The 25993-nt window shown below is 44.3% G+C and carries 19 protein-coding genes and 1 pseudogene; 7 read left to right on the top strand and 13 right to left on the bottom strand.

Features of this window, described 5'->3' with window-relative positions; genetic code table 11:
- Nucleotides 1–135: 135 nt before the first annotated feature.
- The gene (gene nagE / locus PV403_RS09960; protein WP_332084477.1) at nucleotides 136–1599 is read right to left on the bottom strand and encodes an N-acetylglucosamine-specific PTS transporter subunit IIBC; all 1464 of its coding nucleotides are present in this window, start codon (nucleotides 1597–1599) and stop codon (nucleotides 136–138) included.
- 357 nt (nucleotides 1600–1956) lie between these two features.
- On the opposite strand from nagE, the gene glpK reads away from it, so the two are divergent.
- The 3 genes from glpK (at nucleotide 1957) to PV403_RS09945 (ending at nucleotide 6307) form a co-directional block, all read left to right on the top strand.
- Nucleotides 1957–3450 (top strand): glycerol kinase GlpK, encoded by a 1494-nt coding sequence (gene glpK, locus PV403_RS09955; RefSeq protein WP_332084476.1) that lies wholly within the window; start codon nucleotides 1957–1959, stop codon nucleotides 3448–3450.
- A gap of 172 nt (nucleotides 3451–3622) precedes the next feature.
- On the top strand, nucleotides 3623–5284 hold the full coding sequence (locus PV403_RS09950) for a glycerol-3-phosphate dehydrogenase/oxidase (RefSeq protein ID WP_332084475.1): 1662 nt from the start codon (nucleotides 3623–3625) through the stop codon (nucleotides 5282–5284).
- Between the two features lie 27 nt (nucleotides 5285–5311).
- Entirely contained in the window at nucleotides 5312–6307 is a 996-nt protein-coding gene (locus PV403_RS09945; RefSeq protein WP_332084612.1) for a Gfo/Idh/MocA family protein, read from the top strand.
- Between the two features lie 138 nt (nucleotides 6308–6445).
- On the opposite strand, the gene PV403_RS09940 is transcribed toward PV403_RS09945, so the two are convergent.
- The 3 genes and pseudogenes from PV403_RS09940 to PV403_RS09930 all read right to left on the bottom strand — a co-directional run.
- Nucleotides 6446–6982, bottom strand: coding sequence for an AbrB/MazE/SpoVT family DNA-binding domain-containing protein (locus tag PV403_RS09940; RefSeq protein WP_332084474.1), 537 nt, complete (start codon nucleotides 6980–6982; stop codon nucleotides 6446–6448).
- A 105-nt stretch (nucleotides 6983–7087) separates the two neighbouring features.
- The gene (locus PV403_RS09935) at nucleotides 7088–7768 is read right to left on the bottom strand and encodes a CidB/LrgB family autolysis modulator (protein ID WP_332084473.1); all 681 of its coding nucleotides are present in this window, start codon (nucleotides 7766–7768) and stop codon (nucleotides 7088–7090) included.
- A pseudogene (locus PV403_RS09930) lies at nucleotides 7767–8135 on the bottom strand (CidA/LrgA family protein); the annotation flags it as partial. The gene PV403_RS09935 and the pseudogene PV403_RS09930, both read right to left, overlap by 2 nt.
- A 161-nt stretch (nucleotides 8136–8296) precedes the next feature.
- Between PV403_RS09930 and cidR the strand changes: the two are divergent.
- The gene (gene cidR, locus PV403_RS09925; RefSeq protein ID WP_332084472.1) at nucleotides 8297–9184 is read left to right on the top strand and encodes a cidABC operon transcriptional activator CidR; all 888 of its coding nucleotides are present in this window, start codon (nucleotides 8297–8299) and stop codon (nucleotides 9182–9184) included.
- Between the two features lie 135 nt (nucleotides 9185–9319).
- Here cidR and PV403_RS09920 read toward each other — a convergent pair whose 3' ends face one another.
- Nucleotides 9320–11200 (bottom strand): LTA synthase family protein, encoded by a 1881-nt coding sequence (locus PV403_RS09920; RefSeq protein WP_332084611.1) that lies wholly within the window; start codon nucleotides 11198–11200, stop codon nucleotides 9320–9322.
- 291 nt (nucleotides 11201–11491) lie between these two features.
- Here PV403_RS09920 and PV403_RS09915 point away from each other — a divergent pair, with 291 nt between their 5' ends.
- Nucleotides 11492–13717 carry an AraC family transcriptional regulator gene (locus tag PV403_RS09915; protein WP_332084471.1) on the top strand — a complete coding sequence of 742 codons (2226 nt, stop codon included), beginning with the start codon at nucleotides 11492–11494 and terminating at the stop codon, nucleotides 13715–13717.
- Nucleotides 13718–13771: 54 nt separating this feature from the next.
- Here the strand turns inward: PV403_RS09915 and PV403_RS09910 are convergent, their stop codons facing one another.
- From PV403_RS09910 to PV403_RS09895, 4 genes are all read right to left on the bottom strand, one after another.
- Nucleotides 13772–15319, bottom strand: coding sequence for an extracellular solute-binding protein (locus tag PV403_RS09910; RefSeq protein ID WP_332084470.1), 1548 nt, complete (start codon nucleotides 15317–15319; stop codon nucleotides 13772–13774).
- 89 nt (nucleotides 15320–15408) lie between these two features.
- A complete protein-coding gene (locus PV403_RS09905) occupies nucleotides 15409–16308 on the bottom strand; it encodes a carbohydrate ABC transporter permease (protein WP_332084469.1) in 900 nt (299 codons plus the stop codon).
- Nucleotides 16309–16323: 15 nt separating this feature from the next.
- The gene (locus PV403_RS09900; RefSeq protein WP_332084610.1) at nucleotides 16324–17199 is read right to left on the bottom strand and encodes an ABC transporter permease; all 876 of its coding nucleotides are present in this window, start codon (nucleotides 17197–17199) and stop codon (nucleotides 16324–16326) included.
- 811 nt (nucleotides 17200–18010) lie between these two features.
- Nucleotides 18011–18499 (bottom strand): antibiotic biosynthesis monooxygenase family protein, encoded by a 489-nt coding sequence (locus PV403_RS09895; RefSeq protein ID WP_332084468.1) that lies wholly within the window; start codon nucleotides 18497–18499, stop codon nucleotides 18011–18013.
- A 553-nt stretch (nucleotides 18500–19052) separates the two neighbouring features.
- On the opposite strand from PV403_RS09895, the gene PV403_RS09890 reads away from it, so the two are divergent.
- Nucleotides 19053–21374 carry an ATP-dependent DNA helicase gene (locus PV403_RS09890; protein WP_332084467.1) on the top strand — a complete coding sequence of 774 codons (2322 nt, stop codon included), beginning with the start codon at nucleotides 19053–19055 and terminating at the stop codon, nucleotides 21372–21374.
- On the opposite strand, the gene PV403_RS09885 is transcribed toward PV403_RS09890, so the two are convergent.
- The 4 genes from PV403_RS09885 to PV403_RS09870 form a co-directional block, all read right to left on the bottom strand.
- Nucleotides 21355–21672 carry a hypothetical protein gene (locus PV403_RS09885; protein WP_332084466.1) on the bottom strand — a complete coding sequence of 106 codons (318 nt, stop codon included), beginning with the start codon at nucleotides 21670–21672 and terminating at the stop codon, nucleotides 21355–21357. The two genes, PV403_RS09890 and PV403_RS09885, sit on opposite strands and share 20 nt — an antisense overlap.
- A complete protein-coding gene (locus PV403_RS09880) occupies nucleotides 21669–22409 on the bottom strand; it encodes an MBL fold metallo-hydrolase (RefSeq protein WP_332084465.1) in 741 nt (246 codons plus the stop codon). The genes PV403_RS09885 and PV403_RS09880 overlap by 4 nt, the downstream gene beginning before the upstream one ends.
- A gap of 124 nt (nucleotides 22410–22533) precedes the next feature.
- Entirely contained in the window at nucleotides 22534–23472 is a 939-nt protein-coding gene (locus tag PV403_RS09875) for a dihydroorotate dehydrogenase (protein WP_332084464.1), read from the bottom strand.
- Nucleotides 23469–24161, bottom strand: a complete 693-nt coding sequence (locus tag PV403_RS09870; RefSeq protein ID WP_332084463.1) for a dihydroorotate dehydrogenase electron transfer subunit — start codon at nucleotides 24159–24161, stop codon at nucleotides 23469–23471. The genes PV403_RS09875 and PV403_RS09870 overlap by 4 nt, the downstream gene beginning before the upstream one ends.
- A gap of 247 nt (nucleotides 24162–24408) precedes the next feature.
- On the opposite strand from PV403_RS09870, the gene uxaC reads away from it, so the two are divergent.
- Nucleotides 24409–25842, top strand: a complete 1434-nt coding sequence (gene uxaC / locus PV403_RS09865) for a glucuronate isomerase (protein WP_332084462.1) — start codon at nucleotides 24409–24411, stop codon at nucleotides 25840–25842.
- The last annotated feature ends 151 nt before the right edge of the window (nucleotides 25843–25993 follow it).

Genomic DNA, 25993 nt, shown 5'->3' with positions numbered 1-25993 from the left:
ATGAAATGATATGTATCCTTCTCCATACCTAATTTGTTATGACTTCAAACAGTGAAAAGACGATAACAAAGTAAATAAGCATTCATTAAAGAAGCCTGCCGCTGTAAACGGCAGGCTTCTTACTCGATCCTCGTATTACATTTTTTTCTTAATTTCATCTTTTAGTGCTTCAGAAGAAGTACCAAAAATAATCTGAACAGCACCATGACCGAGGCGCATAACACCCGCCGCACCTGCTCTTTTTAGTTCGATATCATTCACTATATTCTCATCTCGTACCACGAGACGCAGGCGGGTAATACAAGCATCAATACTTTCAATGTTATCCGTGCCGCCAATGGCTCGCAGCACTCTTTCCGCTTTGATCTCCTCTAGAGTTGATTTCACGGCAGGTGCTTCGGGTTCTTTTATTGACTCTAGGGCCTGCTTATCATCATCTTCGCGACCTGGTGTTTTCAGATTGAATTTGACGATAACATAGCGGAACAGGAAGTAATAAACGGCGCCAAAGGCGAGACCAACGGGAAGGAGCAGAAAAGGGTTAGTCGATAACTTGATATTCAGCAGGTAATCAATCAGCCCCGCCGAGAAAGCAAACCCCAGCTTTACATCAAGCAAGTACATAACGAGTCCGGACAGGCCGGTAAGCAGCGCATGAATGACATAAAGAACAGGTGCAAGGAACATAAAAGAAAACTCCAGCGGCTCTGTAATCCCAGTAAAGAAAGAAGCCAGCGCTGAACCAATAAAGATGGCACTAACCATTTTACGTTTCTCAGGTTTGGCGGTATGTATAAGCGCAAGTGCAGCCGCCGGCATGGCAAACATCATAATTGGGAAAAATCCAGACATGAAAACGCCAGCTGTCTTGTCTCCTGCAAAATAACGAGTTAGGTCCCCGTGAACCACTTCACCAGCTGCATTCGTAAAGTCACCGATCTGGAACCAAGCAATAGAATTCAGTACATGATGAAGTCCGACAGGAACAAGCAGACGGTTTGCTACACCGAAGATAAAGGCACCCATGCCTCCGAGACCAACGACCCAATTTCCAAAGACAGCAATGGCGTCTTGTATAGGGCTCCAGATCATACCGAGCAAAGCAGCCAGAATAATCGTGGTAATCGATGTAATGATGGGCACAAAACGCTTCCCAGAAAAAAAGCCGAGCCACTCAGGTAGTTTCATGTTATGGAAACGCCTATAGAGATAGGCAGAAAGAATCCCTGTAATAAAACCGCCAAGCACCCCGGTATCCAGCTTTACATCGTCCGGTATATAGTCAAAAACAAGAGGAACCTGTTCCATAACCTTTACAAGAATCAAATACGAGATTACCGCAGACAGGGCAGCGACGGCATCTCCAGCCAAACCAATGGCAACACCCACAGCAAAAATAATCGCAAGATTGCTAAAGATCGTTCCGGCACCCGCACTCAGAAAAGGAGTGATGTACTGGTTGATAAATCCGCCGGCAGCGCCAAGCGGAATGTCTTTTTGATAGTCAATGAGTGCGAAGCCTTGCAAAATCCCGGCAGCGGGAAGTGTAGCAACCGGCAGCATTAACGACTTGCCGAGTCTTTGTAGAGCTTTCAGCATGAGTATCATTCGCTCCTTATAATGTGATGAAAAGACTAGCTCCCGCGGCATTCTTTTGCTGCCCCATGTTGACTTCCGCAAAGCCAGCATATAGATTAACTATACATAAAAAAGGCACTTGCTTTCTCTGCCGACTAGTCAATTTGACAAGAACATATTTCTCTAATTAGATAAGGATTACAGGATGATAGAGAACCATACCTGACTATATTGAAGTATTACCAGGTATTATGCCTTCAATCATAGTAAGAACGGAAGGGATAAGATTTTTAACTCATCGATGGTTAGCCTAATTGAGTTGAACGCTAATATGAATAGAAAAGAGTTCAACGTAAGTAAACCGTAAGGAGGTAAACAATGGAGCAATATATCATGTCTTTGGATCAGGGGACAACAAGTTCAAGAGCTATTTTATTCAATAAAAAAGGAGATATCGTCTATAGTGCTCAGCGTGAATTTACGCAGTATTTTCCGAAGCCGGGGTGGGTGGAACATAACGCGAGTGAAATTTGGAGCTCTATTCTGGCTGTCATTGCAAATTGTTTAGCTGAGTCAGGGGTAAACGCTGCTCAGATTGCCGGCATCGGTATTACGAATCAGCGGGAGACTACAGTGGTATGGGAGAAGGATACGGGACATCCCATTTATAATGCGATTGTTTGGCAGTCCAGACAGACGGCAGATATTTGCTCCAAGATGAAAGAGGATGGATTAGAGGATCTAATCCGTGAGAAGACAGGACTTCTTATCGATCCTTATTTCTCTGCGACAAAAGTGAAATGGATTTTGGATCATGTAGAGGGAGCGCGGGAAAGGGCGCAAAAAGGCGAGTTACTCTTTGGAACGATTGACAGCTGGTTGATCTGGAATCTGTCAGGCGGAAAAGTGCATGTCACCGATTATTCGAATGCTTCCCGTACGATGATGTACAACATTCATGAACTGAAATGGGATCAAGAGATTTTGGATCTACTGCAAATTCCTGCTGCGATGCTGCCTGAGGTCAAAGGTTCTTCTGAAATCTATGCACACACCGTACCTTATCATTTCTTCGGTGCTGAAATCCCTATCGCAGGAGCGGCAGGCGACCAGCAAGCTGCTTTATTCGGTCAAGCTTGTTACCGAGAGGGAGATATTAAGAATACATACGGTACAGGCTGCTTTATGCTGATGAATACCGGCGAGACCGCGATCCGTTCAAAACATGGGTTGATTACTACCATTGCTTGGGGCGTTGGCGGTAAGGTGGAATATGCACTGGAAGGCAGTATTTTTATCGCCGGATCTGCTGTACAGTGGCTGCGGGATGGACTGCGTATGATACGAGATTCTAAAGACAGTGAGTTGTATGCCTCTCGGGTAGAATCTACGGATGGTGTATACCTTGTTCCTGCATTTGTAGGGCTTGGAAGCCCGTATTGGGACAGTGATGTGCGGGGAGCGATGTTTGGCCTGACCCGGGGAACAACCAAAGAGCATTTTATTCGTGCTACCTTGGAGTCGCTTGCTTATCAGACCAGGGATGTACTAACAGCGATGCAGCAGGATTCAGGCAATGGGCTGGCAAGGATGCGAGTTGATGGCGGTGCGGTAAGAAACAACTTGCTGATGCAATTTCAGAGTGATATTTTGGGCTGTCCGGTAGAAAGACCGATCATTGGTGAGACGACTGCCCTCGGAGCAGCTTACTTAGCGGGTCTTGCTGTTGGTTTTTGGAGCAGCTGTGAAGAGATTAGTGCGCAGTGGGCTTCGGAGCGAATTTTTGAACCGGTTATGAAGGAAGAAGAGCGAGAACGACTATATAGCGGCTGGCAAAGAGCAGTACATGCTGCCATGGCTTTTAAAATATAAAAATGGTAGAATCTGTGTCAATTATACGGCTGCGTGGTAAGATACAGGTAAAAGTAAATAAAGGTCTGGAAGAGAAGGAGAGACTGCAAATCCACTTGGGAATATCCCGTGTGCTATTTTGCAGTCTTTTTTACATAGGTTAAAGAAATGATGGGGGCGGAGGTTTTCTCATATGAAGGCAGGTTTTGCAGGGATATCAAGACTAGAAATGATCCAAACGATGGAGAAGAATACATATGATTTGCTCATTATCGGCGGAGGAATTACAGGCGCAGGGATCGCTCTCGACGCTTCATCCCGTGGGATGAAAGTGGCTCTAGTGGAAATGCAGGATTACGCTGCTGGGACGTCCAGCCGCTCTACGAAGCTTGTGCATGGCGGTCTAAGGTATCTCAAACAATTCCAGGTTGATGTCGTAGCCGAGGTCGGTAAAGAGCGAGCGATTGTATATGAGAATGGACCGCACGTTACGACACCCGAGTGGATGCTGCTTCCGTTTTATAAGGGAGGAACGTATGGCAAATTCATGACCGGGGTCGGACTTCGAGTGTATGATTTTCTAGCTGGAGTGAAGAAGAATGAGCGCAGAGTGATGCTGAGTAAAGAACAGACGCTGCAAAAAGAACCCCTGCTGAATGATCATGACCTGTCAGGCGGGGGTTACTATGTGGAGTACCGGACGGATGATGCAAGACTTACCATTGAAGTGATGAAAGAAGCAGTGAAGCTGGGAGCCCATGCAGTAAATTACGTAAAAGCAAATCAGTTTCTCTATGAAAATCAGCAAATCAAAGGTGCAATCGTGCGAGATCTGGTATCAGGAAAGGAATTCACGGTTCGAGCAGCGAAAGTGGTGAATGCAGCCGGTCCATGGGTAGATGAACTTCGTGAGCTGGATCGTTCCAAAAAAGGAAAAGTGCTGCAGCACACGAAGGGTGTGCACCTGGTCATTGATCAGAGCCGCTTCCCACTAAGGCAGGCTGTTTATTTTGATACACCGGATGGCCGTATGCTTTTTGCGATTCCACGAGAGGGCAAAGCGTATGTGGGTACAACCGACACAGTCTATGAGGAAGATCTGGCTCATCCACAGGTCGAACCCGAAGATCTGGATTATGTCATGAAGGCGATCCAGCTTATGTTCCCGGGTGCAGGGATTACTTGTGATGATGTGGAATCGACCTGGGCAGGAATCCGTCCTCTTATTTATGAAGAAGGAAAAAGCGCTTCTGAAATTTCACGAAAAGATGAAATCTGGCAGTCGGAAACGGGACTGATCACGATTGCTGGCGGCAAATTAACCGGTTATCGAAAGATGGCTGAGACGGTCGTAGATTTAGCTGCAAAGTTACTACGTGACACGAGTGGGCTCGTGTTTCGTTCTTGTCAGACAAAACAAATGCCGATTTCAGGAGGTCATGTCGGTGGAAGCAGCGGGTATCCTGCTTTTGTGGAACGAATGACAAATGAAGGACAGCGGTATGGATTTACACGGGAAGAAGCGTCCTTTCTAGTTACGATGTATGGTTCCAATACGGAGCGGCTGTATCAGATAGCAAAGCGGTTAGAGCAAGCGGTGCAGGATTATGATCTGCCTGCTCCATTACTCACCCAGCTTCAGTATGCGATGGAAGAAGAGATGACGGTAACACCAGCCGACTTTTTCGTGCGGCGTACGGGCAGCTTGTTTTTTCGAATTCAGCAAGTGGAGCAGTATAAATCCGCCGTCATTGCCTATATGTCTGAGGCAAATGATTGGACGGATATGGAGCAAGATTTGTATAACCAGGAGCTAGAACAGCTGATCCAAGAAGCAAAGCCGCAGCGGGTCTAGATTAGATATAAAGGAGATGATGAAGTGATGTTACACATCGGAATCATTGGTACCGGGTGGTTTAGTAAAGTGCATGCGGATCTGCTTCATGAGACAGAAGATGTGAAGGTACAAGCGATTCTCGGTACGAGTCTCGAAAAGGCGCAGACGATGGCTGCAAAATATGAGGCAAATCATTATGAAGATCTTCATACGATGCTTGAACAGGAAAAGCTGGATGCTGTCTATATCTGTGTTCCGCCGATGGCCCATGGAGAGATAGAGTTTGCACTAATCGAACGGGGCATCCCTTTCTTTGTGGAGAAGCCGCTGGCGGTTGATCTTGAGCTGCCGATGCAAATTGAAGCTGCGATTCGTGAGAAAGGACTGCTGACGGCTGTAGGGTATCATTTTCGCTATCAGGAGAATGCAGAAAAGCTCAAACAGGCATTAGCGGGACAAACGATCGGGATGGCTAGCGGCTGCTGGAATGGAGGGATGCCAGGCGTAGCTTGGTGGCGTGATCTAGAAGGCTCTGGCGGGCAATTTATTGAACAGACCACGCATATTGTAGACTTACTCCGCTATGTAGCCGGCGAAGTGTCAGAGGTACAGGCGATGTATGCAGGGCGCAGCATGCACAAGCTTCATGAAGGAGTTACGGTTCCAGATGTAGGGACTGTAAACTTAAAGATGCAAAATGGAGCAGTAGCCAATATTATGAACACCTGTATTCTACCTGATGGAGTAGCGGGACGATCTGGACTCACTTTCTATACAGCGGAGGGCATATGGGATTGGAATCCTGAACAGCTGGCCATTTCTACGGCTGAAGGAAAGCAAACCATAGCGGGTGAGAATAATCCTTATAAGAGTGAAAATGAAGCCTTTCTGCATGCTCTTCGGACAGGAGATCGCAACATGATTCGGTCAGATTACCAGGACGCGCTTCGCACACAGGCAGTTACCGTAGCTGCATTACAGTCTGCTAGGTATGGAGATCGGCTGTTTATTTCAGAGCCGACAAATAATGAATCGGTATAGGTGATTCTGGGTTCTGCTTCAAAGATAAGTACAAGAAACAAGCCCTTCTTCTTGATGAAGAGGGGCTTGTCCGCTTTGTATACCTTTTGTCATGTAACTGCTACTTTAAAATCTGATATTCCTACATGATACCGTTTACTAAAGAAGTTTCTTGAGCTGAGATACACGCCCTTGGCTGATCCCTAGTTTCTCCGCGATTTGATTCTGAGAGATACCGGGATGCGTATCTAGTATTTCTTTCATCTTACGCAGCATTTGCGCTGTCTTCGGTCTTACATCACGGGCAAATTCGTCGGAGTTGGTGGCGAACGGATGTCTATGTACGTTAGGTTTTGCTGACAATTCCGGCTTAATAAAGTAGGTTGCACGTCGTTCATGCTCAGAAAGTGTCTTTTCTTGTCGTTCGCCTGCTGTAATATCGATTAGGTTTTCCGCGATTTTTAACTCTTTGGCACAATTCTTGCAGATAAACTGCTCCTTGAAATACATTTCAGTATCTACATTTCCGCAAAAAATGCATAGCGTAGATTTGTATTTACGAAGGATTAGCTCCTTACCTTCAATAAAGAACTCAAGCGGATCGCCGATATCTATCTCCATGGTATCACGCATCTCTTTTGGTAGGACAATGCGGCCAAGGCGGTCGAGCGCTCTTTTCATACCGGTTCTCTTCATGGGTAATCTCCCCCGCTAATCAGCGATGTTATCGTTCTTTCATTTTAAGGTAGAAGTGTCCTGCAATACAATAACTTTTTTGAAAAAAAAGGGATAGAAGGTGTATTAAGAGAACAAAAACATCGATATGACAGGGGATATTGCCAGAGTGATGATAGCGGAGAGCACCATGGATATGCTGGATATGGTCCCGGTAAGCGGACTGAATTCGAATGCTTTGGAAGTCCCGGTACCATGCGCACTTGTACCATAAAGAATTCCACGGGCGATTTCCCCGTCAATTTTCAACAATTTTAGGGTATAAGGTCCAATTAAAAGTCCCATGAGTCCCGTCATAACGACGAAGACGGCAGTGATCTGAGGCACGCCTCCAATCATGGTAGCTACGTTCATCGCAATCGGTGTCGTAATCGAGTGTGGCAGCAAGCTTGATTCAAGGCCTGGATCAAGATGTAGTCCCTTGGCAACAAGAACAGAGGAAGAGATGGCGACTACAGAACCGAGCGATACACCGGTCACAATTTCACGCCAGTATTGCTTGAGTTCTTTCAAATATTTATAAAGCGGAATTGCAAATGCAACGGTTGCAGGCTGCAAGAGCAGAGTCAGTATACTCCCGCCTTTGTTGTATGAGGTATAAGATGTATCTGTCGTCAGAAGAGCAACAATAATGACCACAGGCACAATAATGAGTGGAGATAAGTACACTTTAGGCATCTTTTTATACATTTTTTTGGCTAGCAGGTAGATGGCCAGAGTGAATACGAGACAGAGCAATGCGGTCATTTTGTTTTTTCTCCTTTCTTTTTGTCATGATCGAAGCAACAAGCCCCGATACAGCCATAACAAGAAATGTACTGATTAGAATGACGAGTAGAATGCTTAAACCATCTTGCTTCATCATTTCGAAATAATTCATAACCCCAACAGCGGAGGGGATAAAAAACAATAGAAGCTCTGCGAGCAGCCAGCTTGCACCGGCATCAATCCAACTGAGTTTAATGATGCGGGTCTGCAGAAGGATGAACAGAACCACCATACCAAGAATCGATCCAGGAATAGGCAGGTGCAGGAGATTCGCCATCCCGTTCATAAGCAGAGCGAACAAAAGCAGGATCAGAACCTGAAATACGATCTTTCCTGTTTGTTTCATGTGATGGACCTCCTTAAAAAACAAAGATATATAGATAAGAAATCACTTTGAAATTGGAATGTTTTGTTACTGAAAATTTTACATTAAATTCTTTCATGAGTAAAATGCATATTAAGCATTTCTACTATTCCTTTTTTCTATAGTAGGGAAGGAGTTCACTTATGGACATTAGGCATCTGAATTATTTTTTGGAAGTAGCGCGGCAAAAGAGCTTTACTAAAGCAGCTCAGGCCCTGTATATAACCCAGCCTTCGATCAGCAAGACGGTTAAGAATTTGGAAGAAGAATTAGGGGTGACTCTTCTTGATCGGTACGGGAAGAAAGTCGAGCTTACAGATGCAGGAGAGGTTTTTGCAAGACAGGCTCAAGAGATAGTGAATTCTTTTCATAACTTGTCCTCAGAACTCGATGATTTAATGAATCTCAAAAAGGGGCATATCCGAATTGGGCTTCCGCCAATGATCGGTGCGAGCTTCTTCCCTAGGGTCATTGGGGAGTTCTACAAACAGTATCCGAATATCACCATTCAGCTGTTTGAGGATGGCGGGAAAAAAGTAGAGAAAGACGTGGTATCCGGTGCACTTGATATTGGTGTTACTGTCTTGCCAGCAGATGACTCACTACTAGATGGATATGTATTTGTTACAGAATCACTTAAAGTCGTACTTCACCCTACACATCCGCTTGCTGGTGAAGAAGAGATTCGTTTATCAGCACTTCGAGAAGATGCATTTATTCTGTTCCGTGAAGACTTTACTTTGCATGACCGCATTATTGGTGCTTGTCAAAAAGCAGGCTACCAGCCTCGTATTATCTATGAAAGTGCCCAGTGGGATCTGATCAGTAATATGGTGGCAGCGGGGCTTGGTGTGGCGCTTATGCCGGAGACAATTTGCAGGGAACTGGATGTGGAGGAAGTATGTATTTTGCCGCTTCACGAACGTATCCCTTGGGAACTTGGCATGGTTTGGCGTAAAGATCGTTATCAATCCTTCGCGGTAAGAGAATGGATCGCATTCACCGAGTCTATGCTGAAACAAAAAAGCTAACGATGATACCCTTTGCTAGATACAATAGTGGCACTAGTGGCTCTAGTGGTATACAAAGGTTATAAATACGAAAAACCCTCTATACAAGTACAGAGGGTTTTTCGTATTTGCTATTTTGCTAAGAAGAATGATGATTTATCGCTTCGGTAACTGGGTTACATAGCTGTCTGAAAGGTGAAGCAGCTCAAGCGCACGATCGTATTTGTCTTTGCTGACCGTTCCCTTGTTTATGTTCTTGCCTGCTTCCTTCAGCGCATCCGGCGGTGGATTCAGAGAAGATACAAACGAAGGGTCGGCTGTCTCTTCAATTAAGGGAAGCGGATACCGTGTACCGTCTTCATAGTCGCTGCCTGGAATAAACATGCCTTCTTCGGTAATCAATGATCCAGAAGGAAGGTAATAGCGCTCGGGAAGAAGGTTAGAATGCCCATTCAGCAGATCCTGACCGAAATGAATATAGTCATCCATGGATATGCCAAGCAAGCTTGCGACAGTAGGCACAATATCGGATTGACCTCCAAGCTGATCAATACGAGCCCCGTGAGTAGCACCCGGTGCAGAGATAATAAGCGGGATGTTCATCATATCTGCGCGAGTATAATCACGTCCAAAAATTTCTTTCATCAGAACCCGATCATCTTCCTCAAGTGAATAGAGCGGAAGTCCGAGATGGTCTCCATACAGAACAATGAGGCTGTTATCCCACACCCCGTTATCTTTCAGCTGCTCAATGAAAATACCAAGTTCATAATCAGCGTAGTTCTGGGCTCTTATATAATCACCTACGAGCGTATTTTCATAACGCGCTGGAAGCTCCATTTTATATTTACTTTCAGGCAGATGATACGGATGATGTGCGGACATGGAAATGACCTGAGAATAGAAAGGTTTGCCTGTGTCCTGAAGAGACTTCAGCTCTTCAGATGTCTTCTTATACAGCACTTCATCGGAAGCAGCAAAGGCAACTGCATCTTCATTACCGAAAAAGTCCATATCGTAATATTTTCCGAAGCCAAGCGCTGCATACATCTCTTTACGGTTCCAGAACTCTACCTTGTTCGTATGAAAAGTGGTTGTGTTATATCCGTATTGATCCAGTAATTTGGCTAAACTAGGCACTTCATAATCGGCGTATACCTGGGAAGAAGCCCCTCTTGCTGGGATGTAATAAGAAGAGTTCACAACAAACTCTGCATCCGATGTATTTCCCTGACCTACTTGCTGATAGAAATGAGGGAAATACAGGCTTTCTTTTGCAAGTTCATTTAGATTAGGTGTAATTTCTTTACCGTCGATATGAAGCCCGACTAGGAAATTTTGAAAAGACTCCATTTGGATAATGATGACATTCCGTCCTTTAGCCTTATCCCAATAAGTAGAAATCGCAGGCTGATCGGCGGAGAAACCTTTTAGTTCATTGATTTTATCCTGTGTAATCTGGTCAGCAGGTACGGGATCACTTGGTTTATCTGCGGCAATCATATAAGCCTCGTAATTAAGTATCCCCATCGATTCGGCTTGACTCAGCTCATTCATACTGGCACGGTTTGGCCAAATGTTATAGATGGTCAGCAGCGCAGAAAAAGCAAAGATAACGACTGCTGTCCGCTTACCTATACGAGGCAAGGTTATGGTTGATCTAGAACCCTGTTTCTTTTGCCTAATCCTGCGCTGAATATAGTAAACACTAAGCACAATAACATCGACAAAAATAAGCAGGTAATAGGGTGCAAGCAGAGAGAAAACACTGCTGTTGACAGAAGTAACTTGGTTCACTTGAGCTAGTGCATGATAGGTAACGATGACTCCATAATATTTGTAGTACATAATGGCAGCAAAGAAAACGATCGTAATGACCAGATTGGCAATCATGTAATAGCCGATTTTACGTTTATGAGAAAAACGTTCAATAAAACAAAAAATAAGCCATACAAAAGGAACCTCGGTGAGTAAAGGTTGCCAGAAAGGAATGTTGTCAAAGATAGCATACCAAGTCAGGTAGCTTTTTATAATCATAATTAAGGTGAAGAATACAAATGGCTTCGTAATCAATCTGCTCCATATTGGGCGTTCCAACAGGTTCCCTCCTTTACTTCCATGTGACAAGCTGTAATGTAAAATAATGGTTTTATTATATCTTATTTTAGAATATATGCTATCTCCACATTTATAAGAAATATTATCCTATGCACGCTGGGGGATGTCAAAAGACAATCTATTCATTATTGCAAGCAAATCTTACATATATAATATAAAATAACACTTAATGGATATTGATTATCTGAGGATCATAAGGAGGGACTGTGGATGATACGCAATGTTATGCATTCAAACCAGAAGCTGTACAGCCGGTTATTGCTGTACATTACATTATGTGTGGCGTTCACGATGATCGCATCCACAATCGTTTATTATCTCTACTATAACCAGTTTCTAAAGAAACAGGCTTTTCAAAATGACCTCGCTAGTCTAGAGAGCACAAGTAGTGTAGTTACGAATATGACAGAAACTGCGGAAGCCTTGTCCTATCAAATCTATCGTAATTCCACGATATCAAAGCTGATGTTCTATAACGAACCCGGAATATACGACGAGACTGCAGCCATGCTTGAACTAAATAATTACTTGCGAACGATGCCGTATATTGAATCAATCTATGTAAATAACCAAAGCAACAGAACGTTCTATATTGCATCCAACCGAGAACAGAATGGAATCTACAACCAAGAAGAGGTCGTTGATACAGGAATTGTAGAAATCCTGCAAAATGTTGAGGACTACAAACCGTTTACTCCAATCCCCCGTAAATATCTCAGCAGTGACGGGGAGCAAATCTCTGTCTATTCTTTTCTTTGCTTTGATGCAATCGGACGCAGCCGGGGTCTCAATTCTGCGGTAGTCGTAAATCTATCCTCTAGCTGGATTAACAATTCTATTATTGGAAACGCTACCACTAGCGGATTCTCTTTCATCGTGGATGACCGGGGGAGGACACTTCATGTCGATACTTTGGATGAACTTGAAATGGATGAACAAAGTGCTAGAACGGTCCAACAGCAAATTTCAAAAGTTGAATCCGGTTATTTTGTTGATGATTTTTTAGGTGAAAAATCACTTCTTTCCTATAGTTCTCCTGATGCGCTCGACTGGCAGTATGTGCAGGTTACACCTTATACAAGTATTACATCACATACATCGAAGATTAGAAATATGACCATTATGCTTGCTGCCCTAGTATTGGGTATCGGACTTTTTATGTCTTTTCTTCTGTCTCGGAGATTGTATGTACCCTTTAGGCAGGTCCTGTCTCAGAATCACTCGCTTGAAGTTGAGAAACGTAATGGGATGTTTACGGTGAAACAGAATACACTTCGTAACATGGTCAGAGCCAAAGGGGGCTGGAATCCAAGGCTTGCCGGACAATATAAAGAACTCGGGATCACGGTAAGTCTAACTGAACCATATTATGTTGTGCTGTTGTCTATTGATCGTTTTGGAATACTGATGCAGGAGCGTGGGGCATCAATACTACCCTATAAATTTGCAATGATGAATATTGCCTCAGAAGTCTGCTCACAAGCGTTTCGAGTAGAGACCGTTGATATGGATGAGGATAGTGTACTTCTATTCATGAACCGGACTGAGGGAAGCATCCTTTCCGAGAATGAACTCATGGAATCCGTTATAAGGCAAATCCAGGAGGCTTCGGAGGAATATTTAAAAATCAGCTTATCCGCTGTTTACAGCTCAGCAGCAGATCGGCCTGAACAGCTTCGGGAATACCATAAACATACCAAAGAAGCCATGAAGTATCGTTTTTTTTATGGGGAAAAAAGCGTAATATGCGGAGATACCATCGCAGCTTATCAAAGTTACTCCTATATCTATCCAGCAGATAAGGAAAACAAATATGTAGAACTGCTGATGGAAGGGAAGATAGAAGATGCCAAACATGTATTTGCAGATATGTTGCTTGCTACTGAGTCCTATCCTTATCAGGCGGTAGAGCTTGCTTACTCCCGTTTATCGTTAACGACGAGCAGTGTTCTGGATAACATCCAAAAACGGAACGGTTTTACGCTATCCTTTGAAGAAATCCCTTCTCTACATCGTTATGAATCCTTAGCCGAATGCATTGGTGATTATCATCAGCGCCTTGATGAAGTTCAGTTGAAACTACTGGATAAACGCAGTGATAAACAACTTGGCTTAATGAAGCGAATGAATGAGATGATTGAGCACCGTTATATTGATCCTGCGCTGTCCTTACAACAAATTGCGGAAGAACTGCAGATGTCCCCTGTCTATCTCGGGCGGATCTATAAACAGCACCATTTAAAAACCGTTGTAGATGCAATCAATGAAGAACGGATTAAAAATGCCTGTCAGCTGCTAATGGAGACAGATGATTCAATAGGGAATATTGCCGAAAAAGTAGGTTTTACAAGCAGTTCCTACTTTCACAGGATGTTTAAGCGATTCTACAGTATCACGCCAACTGATTACAGGCGCTCCCGGCAAGTCGATGCCTAAAAATAAGAAGCGGCCAGACTAAAGTCTGGCCGCTTCTTATTTGCCTGCAACGTTTTACTGAATTCCTTGTTCTTCTACGTACGCATTCCACTGTTTGGTATACTCGGTTTGCACCTTTTCAAGCCCAGCCTGTTTGGCTTTAGCGAGGAAAGTATCTATACCTTCATCAATATTAGTGACAAGTCCAGCAAGTAACGGATAAAGATACTGTTTTTCTACCTGCTCAAGTGCTGCTTTTTCGGCTTGGTAGGAAGTGTAGTCTTCAGCAAATCCGGTGAATATATCCGGTTTCTGCACTTTATCCAGCTCTGCGAAGATCGCTTTCACACCATCGTATCCTTCATCAAACAACATGAACTCAGGATTACGCCAAGCCCAGCCATTCATGCCTTCACGAGGGAAGCCGTTAGACTGCGCATCTCCAATCAATTTGTAATATCCATTGGCGTCAACTTCATAGTTCTTGCCTTCGATTCCGTATTGAGTAAAGAGATTATATCTTTTGTCTGTGACAAGCTTTTCATAAAAGGCAAGAGCGCGTTCTGCATTTTTGCTGTTCTTTGGTACAGCAAATCCGTTGTGAATCGGATGCACCGGTGTAGAGTATCCTGTTTTCTCTGCAAAAGGAGTATAAGCGAGCTCCCAATCGGGTTGAGAAGCTTTTATTTTAATCACCGCATCGTTGAAGCGGGTAGGGTTATCGCCAAAGATCGCAGCCGATTTACCGGACGTAATTTGGCTTTGAAGGGTATCTTTGATGTTGAGTACGTTTTTAGGAATGAATCCTTTATCAGCCCAGCGCTTCAACATTTCAAGTTCAGCCTTGTGTTCCTCAGAACCCCAGAAAATAAAAGGCTCCTTCGGATTGTCATATTTCACTCCGACTCCGTATTTGGTAGGGCCTGCAAAGCTGCTGATTTCCGTATACCGGTCATGAAGGTTGCCGATCACATCACTGTTTAGGGAAACCGGCATCATACCCGGCTCATTTTTCTTGATGCCGTCCATGTACGCTTCAAATGTTTCGAGATCGACCGGCTTAGGCAGATCATATTTTTTACGCAAATCTTCACGATAGACAAAACCATTATTTACGTATTCTTTATAGGTAGCCGGAATTGTATAAATGCTATCGTCGATTTTCACTGCATTCCACATGTCTTCTGGAACAAACTTATGAAGTTCTGGAGCTGCAACTGGGAGGAGTTCATCCAGTGCCAGGAAGGCGCCTGCTTTTGCGTAGGATTGATACTGTGTCCACTCTGCTGTAAAGATGAGGTCTATGGATTGACCAGATGATAGCAGCAGTTTATATTTCTGATCCCAGTCCGTCCAGGTAGTAAAGTTAAATTTAACGGTAGTATTCAGGTCCTCCTGAGCCATTTTGTTAATCTCAGCTTCGATTTCGGCCAAGTCTTTAGGAGCATCTCCCAGCATGTAGAACTGAAGCTCTACTTTCTTAGAGGTGTCCAGCTTACCGTCTTCTGTCACGGGAGCGCTCCCGCTGTTCTGACCTGTGTTGCTGCAGCCGGTTAAGATGATGATACATAGAAAAACGGTGGAAAGCAGGATGGAACAAGTGCGTTTTACTGTTCTTTTCATGTGAATCCTCCCTTTAAGAATTATTCTTGTATCTACAATCTATGTTAGCTGCGGCAGGAGCAACGGACATTCTCGCTCAACCTGCAGTCTTAACCTTTTACCGCCCCAATGGTGAGTCCCTTTACAAAGTATCGTTGTACAAAGGGATATAGCAGCAGGATGGGACCTGTAACGACGATGGCCATCGCCATTTTCATAGATTCCGTCGGCAAGTTGCCGGAGAGGGAAACACCGGTGCCCGCTCCCATATTGGCCAAGAAGGCGCTGGAGTTAATCACATTGTATAGATAGTACTGAAGCTGATATTTATGCGGCGAGTTAATAAACAGGGAAGAGGAGAACCAGTCGTTCCAGTAGTGTAAAGCAAGGAAAAGTCCAACGGTGGCAATCCCGGGCATCGCGAGCTTTAGGGCAATTCGGTAGTAGATAGTAAAGTCATTTGCGCCATCCATTTTGGCAGACTCAAATAGCTCTTCCGGTACACCGGAACGGATAAAATTTTTCATTAGGATAATAAGAAAAGGAGTCATGAGCCCAGGCAGAATGAGAGCAGCAACCGAATCGAGCAGACCTAAGTACCTCGTGATCATGATGTACCATGGAACAAGCCCGCCCCCAAACAGGGTGGTGAAATAGATATAGAAAGAGAAGCTGTTACGGTATTTAAAATCTTTGCGGGCAAGTACATAACCAGCCATTGTCATCAAAAAAAGTCCAAGTAACGTACCGCTTACGGTCGTAAATAGGGTAATCCCATATGCTCGCAGCACATCCTCCGGAAATATGAAGATCGCTTTGTATCCTTCAAATGAGATCTCTCCGGGAATGAACTTAAATCCATCTCTTACGATGGAATCGTTACTTGTCAGTGAAGCAGAAATGATGAGCAGGAAGGGAAGCAGACAGATGATTGAGGTAAAGATTACAACCGTGTAGGCAATGACTTGTAGCAGCCGGGTATAGTGGTCATCTTTGATGCTCGTGTTCATGTTCTCTTCTCCCTTCTAGAATAAAGCGTAGTCTTCGTTAATTTTACGAATGATGGTGTTGACCGTCATGACGAGCACAAATCCAAACATGGACTGATATACGCCGGCTGCCGAAGCCATTCCCATATCAAACGTGACTTTTAGAGAACGATACACATACGTATCGAGAATGTCGGTTGTGTTGTACAGAATGCCGTTGTTTCCAACAAGCTGATAGAACAAATCGAACTGCCCCTTCATAATGCTGCCTAGTGCAAACAGAAGCAAAATAACAAAGGTAGGTTTAAGCATAGGGAGTGTGATGTTCCAGATCCGTTGAAAAATATTCGCACCGTCAATTTTAGCGGCTTCATAATATTCTTCGCTGATCCCTGTAATGGTTGCGAGATAGATGACCATGCTGTAGCCGAGATTTTTCCAAAGGTAAAAAATAATGATGAGAAAAATCCATACATACGGTTTGTTATAGACATCAACAGGCTCGTATCCAAACTGAGCAAGCAGGGTATTCAGAAACCCATTGTCATAGTTAAACATGTTGTAGACGATGACACTTAGGATAACGAAGGAGACAAAGTAAGGCAGGAACATAACAGATTGGGTTATTTTCTTAAAAAAGGCCCCTCTGATTTCGTTTAGTAGAACGGCAACGACGATAGCAAGTACGTTACCCAGTACAATAAAAGCCAAATTGTAACCGATGGTGTTCATGGTAAGTTTCATGAGAGTGCCGGATTGCCACAGAAACTTAAAGTTCTGCAATCCCACAAATTCGGCTTGGAATAGGCTTGTGTTGAAACTGAATTTGGTGAATGCATAGTAGATCCCTACCATGGGCAAGTAGTTGTTGATAAAGAAGAAGAGTAAGGTAGGAAGCAGCATCAGAAACATGATCTTGTTCTTCCTGATTTCTTTTATAAAGGAACGAAACCGTCCTGTTCGCACTTTTGACCCGGGTACGGTTTGAGGCCTAAGCGGGATTAGCGCCTCTCCTTGAGGATCGGATTTTGCCAAAGTCATTCACCCTTTCTCTGTGATCTGGATTATCTGGTATTCAGTATAGGAAAGCGTTTACCAAACGTATAGTGAAGCCTTTTGTCCTTTGTGAACAAACGAAGGAATGGGGATGTGAACGATTTATACTTTTATGAAGAAAAGTGGTGGGGAAGGTTGATGTGACGTGGTTTCAGGGGTGAAGACGGTAAGTTTAAAAGGGAAACGGTGATTTCGAGCTCTCTGCTCCGCTTGTTTTGTCTGGACTGGGTGGATTCGAAAGATGAAGGGGTCCAGCCAAAGCCAAAGTCGCGCCGATCTCGTAATCTCCTTATTCCCTGGAGTTACGCTAGCGCATTTCCTAAAGTGTAGGCAATATCATCCTTCCCCTAGATGGGGGGCGGTAAGGGACTCGTTGCTCCTTGAGATGAGCAACGAGTCCAAGGAAAATGAATTAAGGAATAAGAAAAGGACTCGGGCGAAGGGAAATTAGCGCTAATGTGGGTAGGTCAAATATAAATACGTAAAGTATGAATACGTATAAAGGGATTAAACAAAAAAGTACGCAAAAAAAGAGTTCAGAAAAATAGAGTACAAAAAAGAGTACAAAAAAGAGTACAGAAAAAAGAGTACAAAAAAAAGTACACAAAAAACCGTCCACTCCTGTTCAGGCTAGAACGGGGAAGTGGACGGGCTGCATTATTTTATATTACTCTGCGGTGTACATCGTTACAAAGGATGGGCGGGCGAAGATTGACGGTGCTTGTGCAGCAATACCTTCGCTTGTATCGCGTTTAGCATGTGCGTGGGAATAGGCTTGAGACTTCTGCCATGCTTCAAAACTTTCTTTGGATACCCATGCGGTCAGAATGACATAAGTGTCACTGTTCAGTGGACGTAATACACGGATACCAGAAAAGCCAGATTCGCCTTCCACTTTACGTGCCCGGTTCATGAATCGTGCTTCAAACGCTTCTCGTCCCTCTTCGGTAACAGGGATGTTATTCATAACGATGAAGTTGCTGCCTGCGATCGTACCATTTGCATCAATGACTTCATATCCGGGAACCGCTGCTTCTCCCTCGATAGGATTATCCATTTCGACAATGTAACGTGTACCTTCTTCGCCTTGAAGCGTGACGTAGTGATGTTCCTCGCGTGCATCTGTGATCGGTGATGAGAAAATATAAAGATACATAATAACAACCTCCTGTGCACTAATAATGAGATAACATGTATTACCATCAAAATATAGCATATAAACAGGTCGCTTTCTAAACATGGGAGATAGATTAGCTATTTATCGCTGTCCCTCTTACTACATCTTGTCCGCTCATTTCGGAGTTTTTTTCTTACTTAAATCAATTTCATAACTCATTAAAACGATGAATTGGTAACTATATATAGACAAATAGAAACGTTTTGATCTATATATAGTCCTGATTAAAGCAACTAAAGGTATTATGAAATTGATTCACTTGTCTCGATTTATCAATTTCTTCTCTTACTATATTTCGTTTCTTAGGTAATTTACTTCTAATATCTAAAAGGATAAGGATAACAATCCCTAGCAAAATAATCATAAAGAGCATGCATAGTCTCCTTTGTGTGTTCGTTTCATTTATTATATTACAAATAATGTAATCTACTTATTTTATAATACATGGTTTTTCTAACTTGTTGTTCACTGGTTTCTGGCATGCTGTTCTGTTACAGTGAAGAGATGAATAAGACCAGGAGCGGGTGATTGTATGAGTTACGATATTTCCATATCGGTAAGACCGCTGGTAGAGTACGTCTATCGCAGCGGCAGCATTACGAGCGGTTTCAGGACGAATGCTACAATGCATGAAGGGACCCGGATCCACCAGAGTATCCAGAAAACCTATGCGGAAACAGATCAGAAGGAAGTATTTCTTACCGCAGATATTCAGCATGAGGAGCTGTTATTCCATATCGAAGGGCGCTGTGATGGGCTCATCCAGCTAAACGGAGAGTGGACAATTGATGAGATCAAATCAACCGCAGCACCGCTAGCGGACCTGGGAGAAGGACTGCAAGTCCACTGGGCGCAGGGGAAAATGTATGCTTACATGCATGCCAAAGCACAGAACTTGCCCCGCATGCAGGTTCAGCTTACCTATGTACGTACGGGCAGCGGAGAACAGCGAAAATTGCTCGAAGCTTATACCTTCGAAGAGCTGGAAGCTTACGCACACGAGATCGTAGCAGCGTATGCTCCCTATGCGGATATGCTCCGTATCCATGAGGAAGAGCGGAATAATTCGATTGAGGCTCTGCCCTTTCCATTCCCGAATTACCGGGCGGGTCAGCGGAAATTTGCTGGTGCTGTTTATAAAACCATCCAGGAAGGTGCGGGACTTATGGCAAAGGCACCTACAGGAATCGGAAAGACGATGTCCACCTTGTTTCCGGCAGTGAAAGCGATGGGAGCAAAACATATCAGCAAAATTTTCTACCTTACTGCGCGGACGACGACAAGAGCGACGGCAGAAGAGGCTTTTGCTAGGATGCAGGCACAGGGTCTTCATGTGAGCAGCGTAACGATTACTGCTAAAGACAAGATTTGTTTTAAAGAAGAGGAAGCTTGCGATGCAGGAAAGTGCTCATTATGCGAAGGATATTATGACCGGATTAACGGGGCTGTCCTCGATATTATGACAAATGAGACGATCATGACGCGGCCTGTGATTGAACAGTATGCACGCAAGCACCGGGTATGTCCGTTTGAATACTCTCTCGATATCGCCTATGCGGCTGATGCGGTAGTCTGTGATTATAACTATATTTTTGATCCAAGAGTATCTCTGAAGCGGCTGATGGAAGACCAGAAGAAAAAGACAGCTGTCCTTGTCGATGAGGCACACAACCTAGTGGACCGAGGCAGAAACATGTTCTCGGCAGAGCTTGTGAAATCAGTTTTTCTAGGAATTAAGAGCGAGTATAAGACAGCAAATGAAGGTGTATCTCGCGCAGCAGGAGAGGTGAATTCCTTCTTGCTTGCCGTTAAGAATAACTGTAATGCAGATGGCCGAATCATCCAGTCCGAACTGCCTGAAGCACTGATTCAAAAGCTGGAGAAGTTTGTGGAGACAGCAGAAATTGAGCTGGTAACGGGAACTGCGGCGTCCAAGGTGAGTGTAGAAGCACAGGAAGAACTGCTCAGTACCTACTTTGCAGCACAAAACTTTATTCGGATGGCGAAGTTTTATGATGAACGTTATCTAACCTATGCGGAGATTATTCGCAGTGATTTCAAAATCAAAATCTTCTGTCTCGATCCTTCCGAACTGCTTCGGCAAGCAGGAAAAGGGTATCGCTCCATTATTCATTTCTCAGCGACGCTGTCGCCGATGAATTATTACCGAGATATGCTGGGTGCGGGTGAGGAGGATTATACGCTGAGCATTCCTTCTCCATTCAACAAGGATCAGCTGGATGTAAGGCTTGTCCCTGTCTCGGTTCGTTATAATGACCGCGAGCGCTCGAAGCAGGTCATCGCAAAGCTGATTCAGCAAGTCGCAGAAGAGCGGCCGCGTACAAATCTGCTTGTCTTTTTTCCTTCTTATGCGTACATGCAGGAAGTATATGATGCCTTTACCCAGGAGCAGGGCAGAGGGATCGATACAGTGATTCAGCAGTCATTCATGAGCGAAGAGGAGCGGGATGCCTTCTTGCAAGCTTTTCAGCCGCATCCAGAGCGAACCCGGCTTGCTTTTGCCGTACTTGGGGGCGTGTTCTCAGAAGGGGTGGATTTGCCAGGGGATCGACTGAACGGTGTCATAGTGGTGGGAACGGGATTGCCGCAGATTGGCATGGAGAACAACATGTTGAAGGATTATTTTAACAAAACAGGGCGTAATGGATTTAACTATGCGTATGTTTTTCCAGGTATGAATAAAGTGCTTCAGGCAGGCGGGCGGCTCATTCGAACCGAAGAAGATGAAGGCGTGCTCGTGCTGATTGATGATCGCTTTACCCAGGAACCTTATCGCTCCTTACTGCCTGAAGAGTGGAGAGAATACCAGCTCGTTAACCCTGCTTCCCTTTGACAAAAGCCCGAACGAATTGAATGAAATAGTAGAGAAAAATCCAAGGCAAGATATACAGGGTAGTCCACTCAATTAAATGAATAACAAATAAGCCGAGCGAACCTGTATTAACACCAGTCATAACTAGTACGAAAAGGAATACAAAACCGAGAACAGAGTAAAACAATAGTTTGGTTGCTTTTTTCGATATGGGATGAGGAGCGTAGGATTGATCTTGTTCCAGCTCATTCATAATAAGATCGTCAGAAGGCCCCTCCTGAGGAGGGGTATTTTTGTTATTCGGTTGATGATCTGTCATAGTTCAATCACCTCTAGCGGATGGGCGAGCTTTGCCAGCGATTCTTGGTTAAACCGTTCTCTGACTTCCCTATTTGCGTACCCGTCATGGTAATGCATGAGCAGCGTTTTCCGCTGAATGGACTCAGGCAGCGCCTGAATATCACCGAGTGAAGTGTGCGAACCGATCGTTACGTCCTGCATATGGCACTCATAAAGAATGATTTTTACATCTTGATCGATGTCTAGCAGCAGATCCCGGTCCATGGTAGCGTCTCCGCTGTAATAGAAATATCCTCTTGCGAGTAGACCGCAGCTTATCATCCCTGGTACATGCTCGGTTCTGGTCATTTCATACGTTATCCCGCCAATAGTGAAGGGAGTTCCTTCTTGTAACGGTACGATATGAAAATAATCCTCGAGAGATTTTTCACCGCCTACGGTGTATTTCATCCCGGGCTCCAGCGTGCGCCATAGCGGGTCAACCAATTGTTCGTGAATATACAAAGTCGGTTTATGATCACCAAATACTTGTGCGTAGTAGCCAAGCTGCTGTAAACCGTTGATGTGATCGTCATGCAGATGAGTAATGAACACATCCCGTACATCGCTGAGGGGAATTCCTAGTTTGTGAAGAACTTTGCTATTGGATTCAGGAAAATCAATAATGAGCCTTGTATCTTCATGCTCGATTATGGCGCTGTTATGATCCTGTTCGAAGCTGAACATGTCGCCGGTTCCAAGAAATTTAATCTGCATAAAAAAACACCTCTCTTTCATGTTTATTATAACCGTCCTTTGCTAGAAAGGACGCTTTAAACGAAAGAGAGGTTGTATATAAACGTAATACTTATGTTTCTAGGTAAGATGATCCCACTGTAATCTATGAAATAATGCCGCGGATTTCATCAAGCGACTGAACGCCTTCTTGTTCCATCCAGGCTGTAACCCCTTCTATTAGATCTGGACCTGAACGGAGATTAATAAAATTAGCCGTGCCTACCTGTACGGCATCAGCGCCTGCCATAATAAACTCAATAACATCCTCAGCCGTTGTGATTCCGCCCATACCGAGAATAGGCAGGGTAACCGCGTGGGCAACTTGATGAACCATACGAAGAGCAATCGGTTTAATCGCAGGACCGGATAATCCGGCATAACCATGCTCAAATACACTTTTGCGCTTGCGTATATCTATTTTCATAGCAGAGATGGTATTGATCAGGGAGAGGGCGTCTGCTCCTTCGTGCTCGCACATGATCGCCATTTCCGCCAAATTCTCAGCACCCGGCGATAACTTTACTATAAGAGGCAAGTTTGTCTTATTTCGCACTGCACGTACGACATGCCGTGCTGCATCAGTCTGAATCCCAAATGCCATTCCGCCTTCTTTTACATTCGGGCAGGAAATATTCAGTTCAATCATATCGATGGAGGAACGGCCGGTCTCTTTGCGAACTCTCTGCTCATGTTCTTGAATGAGTTCTGCGCCGACTCTATAATCCTCAAGTGTTCCGCCGCCGAGGTTCACAATTCGAACGGTATCTAGTGACTGCCAGTAGGCACACTCTTGTGTAAGAAAAGCATGGATCCCTGGATTCTCAAGGCCGATACTATTCATCATTCCTGCAGCCGTTTCCGCCATACGCGTCCCATTATTACCTTCTTTGGGTTGCAAGGTAAGGCCTTTACCCACAAATCCGCCCAGTTTATTAATATCATAGAATCCGCTGTATTCCCGTCCAAAACCAAAGGTACCGGAAGCCATGACGATGGGATTCTTAAATGAAATACCTGCAATATTACATGAAAGATCGATCATACGAAAGAAACCTCCTCTGCTCGAAAAACAGGGCCGTCCGTACACGTTTTTTTGCGTCCTGTTTTATGTTTCGTGCTGCAAGCAAGGCAAGCACCAACACCGCAAGCCATTTTATTCTCCAGAGAAACATAGACACTCGCCGTGGTTTGCTCTGCTGCTTGTTTCGCTTGTACTGCTTTTAGCATTCCTTCAGGACCACATGCGATGACATGGTCATAATCAGAAAACGATATGTTGTCCAAAATTGTACCGCCAACATCAACCGTAACAGAGGAAGAGACTTGTTTGAATTCTTCTACAAGATAGGGCTGATCGCTGAAACCAAGATAGACATCTGCATTCTCATACTGTTTTGCTGCGTAATAAAAAGGTGCAATCCCAATTCCGCCGCCGATCAGCGCAATTTTCCCGCTCAGTTCAGGAAAACCATTGCCAAAAGGTCCTTCCAGCATCAGGTTGTCGCCTGCGCGGAGCTGATATAGACGGCGGGTTCCCTCGCCAACAACCAGGTATAGAAAACGGATGCTGTGATCCGTACAATCAAAAATACTAATGGGTCTTGGGAGCAGCGGATAGGTATCCCAGGCTCGAAGCATATAGAACTGTCCTGGTTTTCCGCCGCGTTCACATTCCACCTCAAGCAGACCCACTTTTTCATTCAGGTGCATATTGGAAATCACTTTTGCCATTAGAGTTCGCCCCTTTGGTACATTTCGATACACTTTGCATGAAAAACAGAACTTTTTCAATGAGTTAGATCACTTAGCAAGTACCCTGCCAGAAATCCGTGTAAGATGGATAAAGGTGTTCAATAGAAAAAAAGGTTTTGTTAGCGCTGTCAATTTATATTGAATTTTTTGGGAAAACAGTGTAGCTTTAGGTAGTAAGTAAACCGAAATGAACTAAAAGGAACTTATAGGGAGCGTGAAAGGGTAGATGAAGTCTTTTCTGGATGAGCAGTTTTTGTTGACGAACGACACAGCGATCACGTTGTTTGAGAACTATGCCAAGGATATGCCCATCATCGATTATCACTGTCACTTAAGTCCTAAGGAAATTTACGAGAATAAAACCTTCCGTAATCTGACGGAGGCTTGGCTATATGGAGATCATTACAAATGGCGGCTGCTTCGTGCGAATGGAGTAGAAGAGAAATACATAACCGGCGATGAAAGTGTCAGCGACTACGACCGGTTTATGGCCTGGGCTAGAACCGTACCACTGGCGATCGGGAATCCGGTCTATGCATGGTCACATTTAGAGCTTCAGAGATACTTTGGTGTATATGAACTGATTAATGAAAAGAATGCACCTGTGATTTGGGAAAAAGTAAACGCCAAACTGAATGGTGAAGGTTTTGGTGCACGTGATCTCATAACCAAATCAAATGTTACCGTAATTTGTACAACAGATGATCCGGCAGATACGCTGGAATATCACCTTTTAATTAAAGGGATTCCAGACTTCGATACCGAAGTGTTACCCTCTTTCCGTCCCGATAAAGGACTCGAGATCAATCGTGATGGCTTCCGTCCTTGGTTAACTCAGCTCGAACAGGTTGCCAAGCGAAAGATAGAAGACTATGATACCTTCCTTCAAGTAATGGAAGAGAGGGTGGATTTCTTTCACTCTGTAGGAGGACGGGTCTCCGATCATGCGCTTGATTATGTTCCTTATGCAGATACAACGAAAGAAGAGGCAGCTGCTATTTTTGCACAAGCTAGGACTGGCGCAAAGGTCAGCTTGAACGATGAGCAGAAATACAAGACTTATACGCTTGTTTTCCTAGGGAAGTTGTATGCAGCTCGGGGCTGGACCATGCAATTCCATATCAATGCAGCGCGGAATAACAATACAAGAATGTACCATCTGCTTGGACCGGATACGGGATATGACTCGATCAATGACAGCCTGATCGCAGGTCCGCTAGTTAAGCTCCTGGATTCGCTTGCAAGCGAAGATGCACTGCCAAGAACCATCCTCTACTCACTTAATTCGAGGGATAATGAAGTGCTGGCTGCAATTACGGGAAGTTTTCAAGGGGACGGGATTCCAGGCAAGATCCAGCTCGGATCTGCATGGTGGTTTAATGATACAAAAGATGGAATGCTTGCTCAGATGAAAGCACTCGCGAATGCGGGACTCATTAGCCGATTTGTTGGGATGCTCACGGATTCAAGAAGCTTCCTTTCGTATCCAAGGCATGAATATTTTCGCAGGTTAGTGTGCAATTTGCTTGGAGAGTGGGTAGAGCAAGGAGAAGTTCCCCACGATATGGAGTTGCTTGGAAATATCGTGCAAGATATTTCATATCGAAATGCAAGGCAGTATTTTGAGTTCAGTTCCCAGGTATCTACAGCTAGGGAATAGTAGAGGTATGAGGAAAGCGGTGGCAACGATGCCATCGCTTTTTTTTGTATTCCAAGGGCTTAGAACCTCTTCATAAAAACAAGCAGTAAGGGGGATTTTATTCTGTAATAGACGCTAGTTGACATTCGTGATAACGGGGAATATAATTTGC

Origin of the sequence: Paenibacillus sp. GYB006 (assembly GCF_036577645.1) — a bacterium.
In the GTDB taxonomy this organism is placed as follows: domain Bacteria; phylum Bacillota; class Bacilli; order Paenibacillales; family Paenibacillaceae; genus Paenibacillus.
Note: the sequence above shows the minus strand (reverse complement) of the source record. Positions and strands in the feature narration are given on the sequence as shown.

Bases quoted from the DNA above. Each gene is read 5' to 3' on its own strand.
- nagE (WP_332084477.1), bottom strand. From the start codon at position 1,599: ATGCTGAAAGCTCTACAAAGACTCGGCAAGTCGTTAATGCTGCCGGTT.
- glpK (WP_332084476.1), top strand. From the start codon at position 1,957: ATGGAGCAATATATCATGTCTTTGGATCAGGGGACAACAAGTTCAAGA.
- PV403_RS09950 (WP_332084475.1), top strand. From the start codon at position 3,623: ATGAAGGCAGGTTTTGCAGGGATATCAAGACTAGAAATGATCCAAACG.
- PV403_RS09945 (WP_332084612.1), top strand. From the start codon at position 5,312: ATGTTACACATCGGAATCATTGGTACCGGGTGGTTTAGTAAAGTGCAT.
- PV403_RS09940 (WP_332084474.1), bottom strand. From the start codon at position 6,982: ATGAAGAGAACCGGTATGAAAAGAGCGCTCGACCGCCTTGGCCGCATT.
- PV403_RS09935 (WP_332084473.1), bottom strand. From the start codon at position 7,768: ATGACCGCATTGCTCTGTCTCGTATTCACTCTGGCCATCTACCTGCTA.
- cidR (WP_332084472.1), top strand. From the start codon at position 8,297: ATGGACATTAGGCATCTGAATTATTTTTTGGAAGTAGCGCGGCAAAAG.
- PV403_RS09920 (WP_332084611.1), bottom strand. From the start codon at position 11,200: ATGATTATAAAAAGCTACCTGACTTGGTATGCTATCTTTGACAACATT.
- PV403_RS09915 (WP_332084471.1), top strand. From the start codon at position 11,492: ATGATACGCAATGTTATGCATTCAAACCAGAAGCTGTACAGCCGGTTA.
- PV403_RS09910 (WP_332084470.1), bottom strand. From the start codon at position 15,319: ATGAAAAGAACAGTAAAACGCACTTGTTCCATCCTGCTTTCCACCGTT.
- PV403_RS09905 (WP_332084469.1), bottom strand. From the start codon at position 16,308: ATGAACACGAGCATCAAAGATGACCACTATACCCGGCTGCTACAAGTC.
- PV403_RS09900 (WP_332084610.1), bottom strand. From the start codon at position 17,199: ATGTTTCTGATGCTGCTTCCTACCTTACTCTTCTTCTTTATCAACAAC.
- PV403_RS09895 (WP_332084468.1), bottom strand. From the start codon at position 18,499: ATGTATCTTTATATTTTCTCATCACCGATCACAGATGCACGCGAGGAA.
- PV403_RS09890 (WP_332084467.1), top strand. From the start codon at position 19,053: ATGAGTTACGATATTTCCATATCGGTAAGACCGCTGGTAGAGTACGTC.
- PV403_RS09885 (WP_332084466.1), bottom strand. From the start codon at position 21,672: ATGACAGATCATCAACCGAATAACAAAAATACCCCTCCTCAGGAGGGG.
- PV403_RS09880 (WP_332084465.1), bottom strand. From the start codon at position 22,409: ATGCAGATTAAATTTCTTGGAACCGGCGACATGTTCAGCTTCGAACAG.
- PV403_RS09875 (WP_332084464.1), bottom strand. From the start codon at position 23,472: ATGATCGATCTTTCATGTAATATTGCAGGTATTTCATTTAAGAATCCC.
- PV403_RS09870 (WP_332084463.1), bottom strand. From the start codon at position 24,161: ATGGCAAAAGTGATTTCCAATATGCACCTGAATGAAAAAGTGGGTCTG.
- uxaC (WP_332084462.1), top strand. From the start codon at position 24,409: ATGAAGTCTTTTCTGGATGAGCAGTTTTTGTTGACGAACGACACAGCG.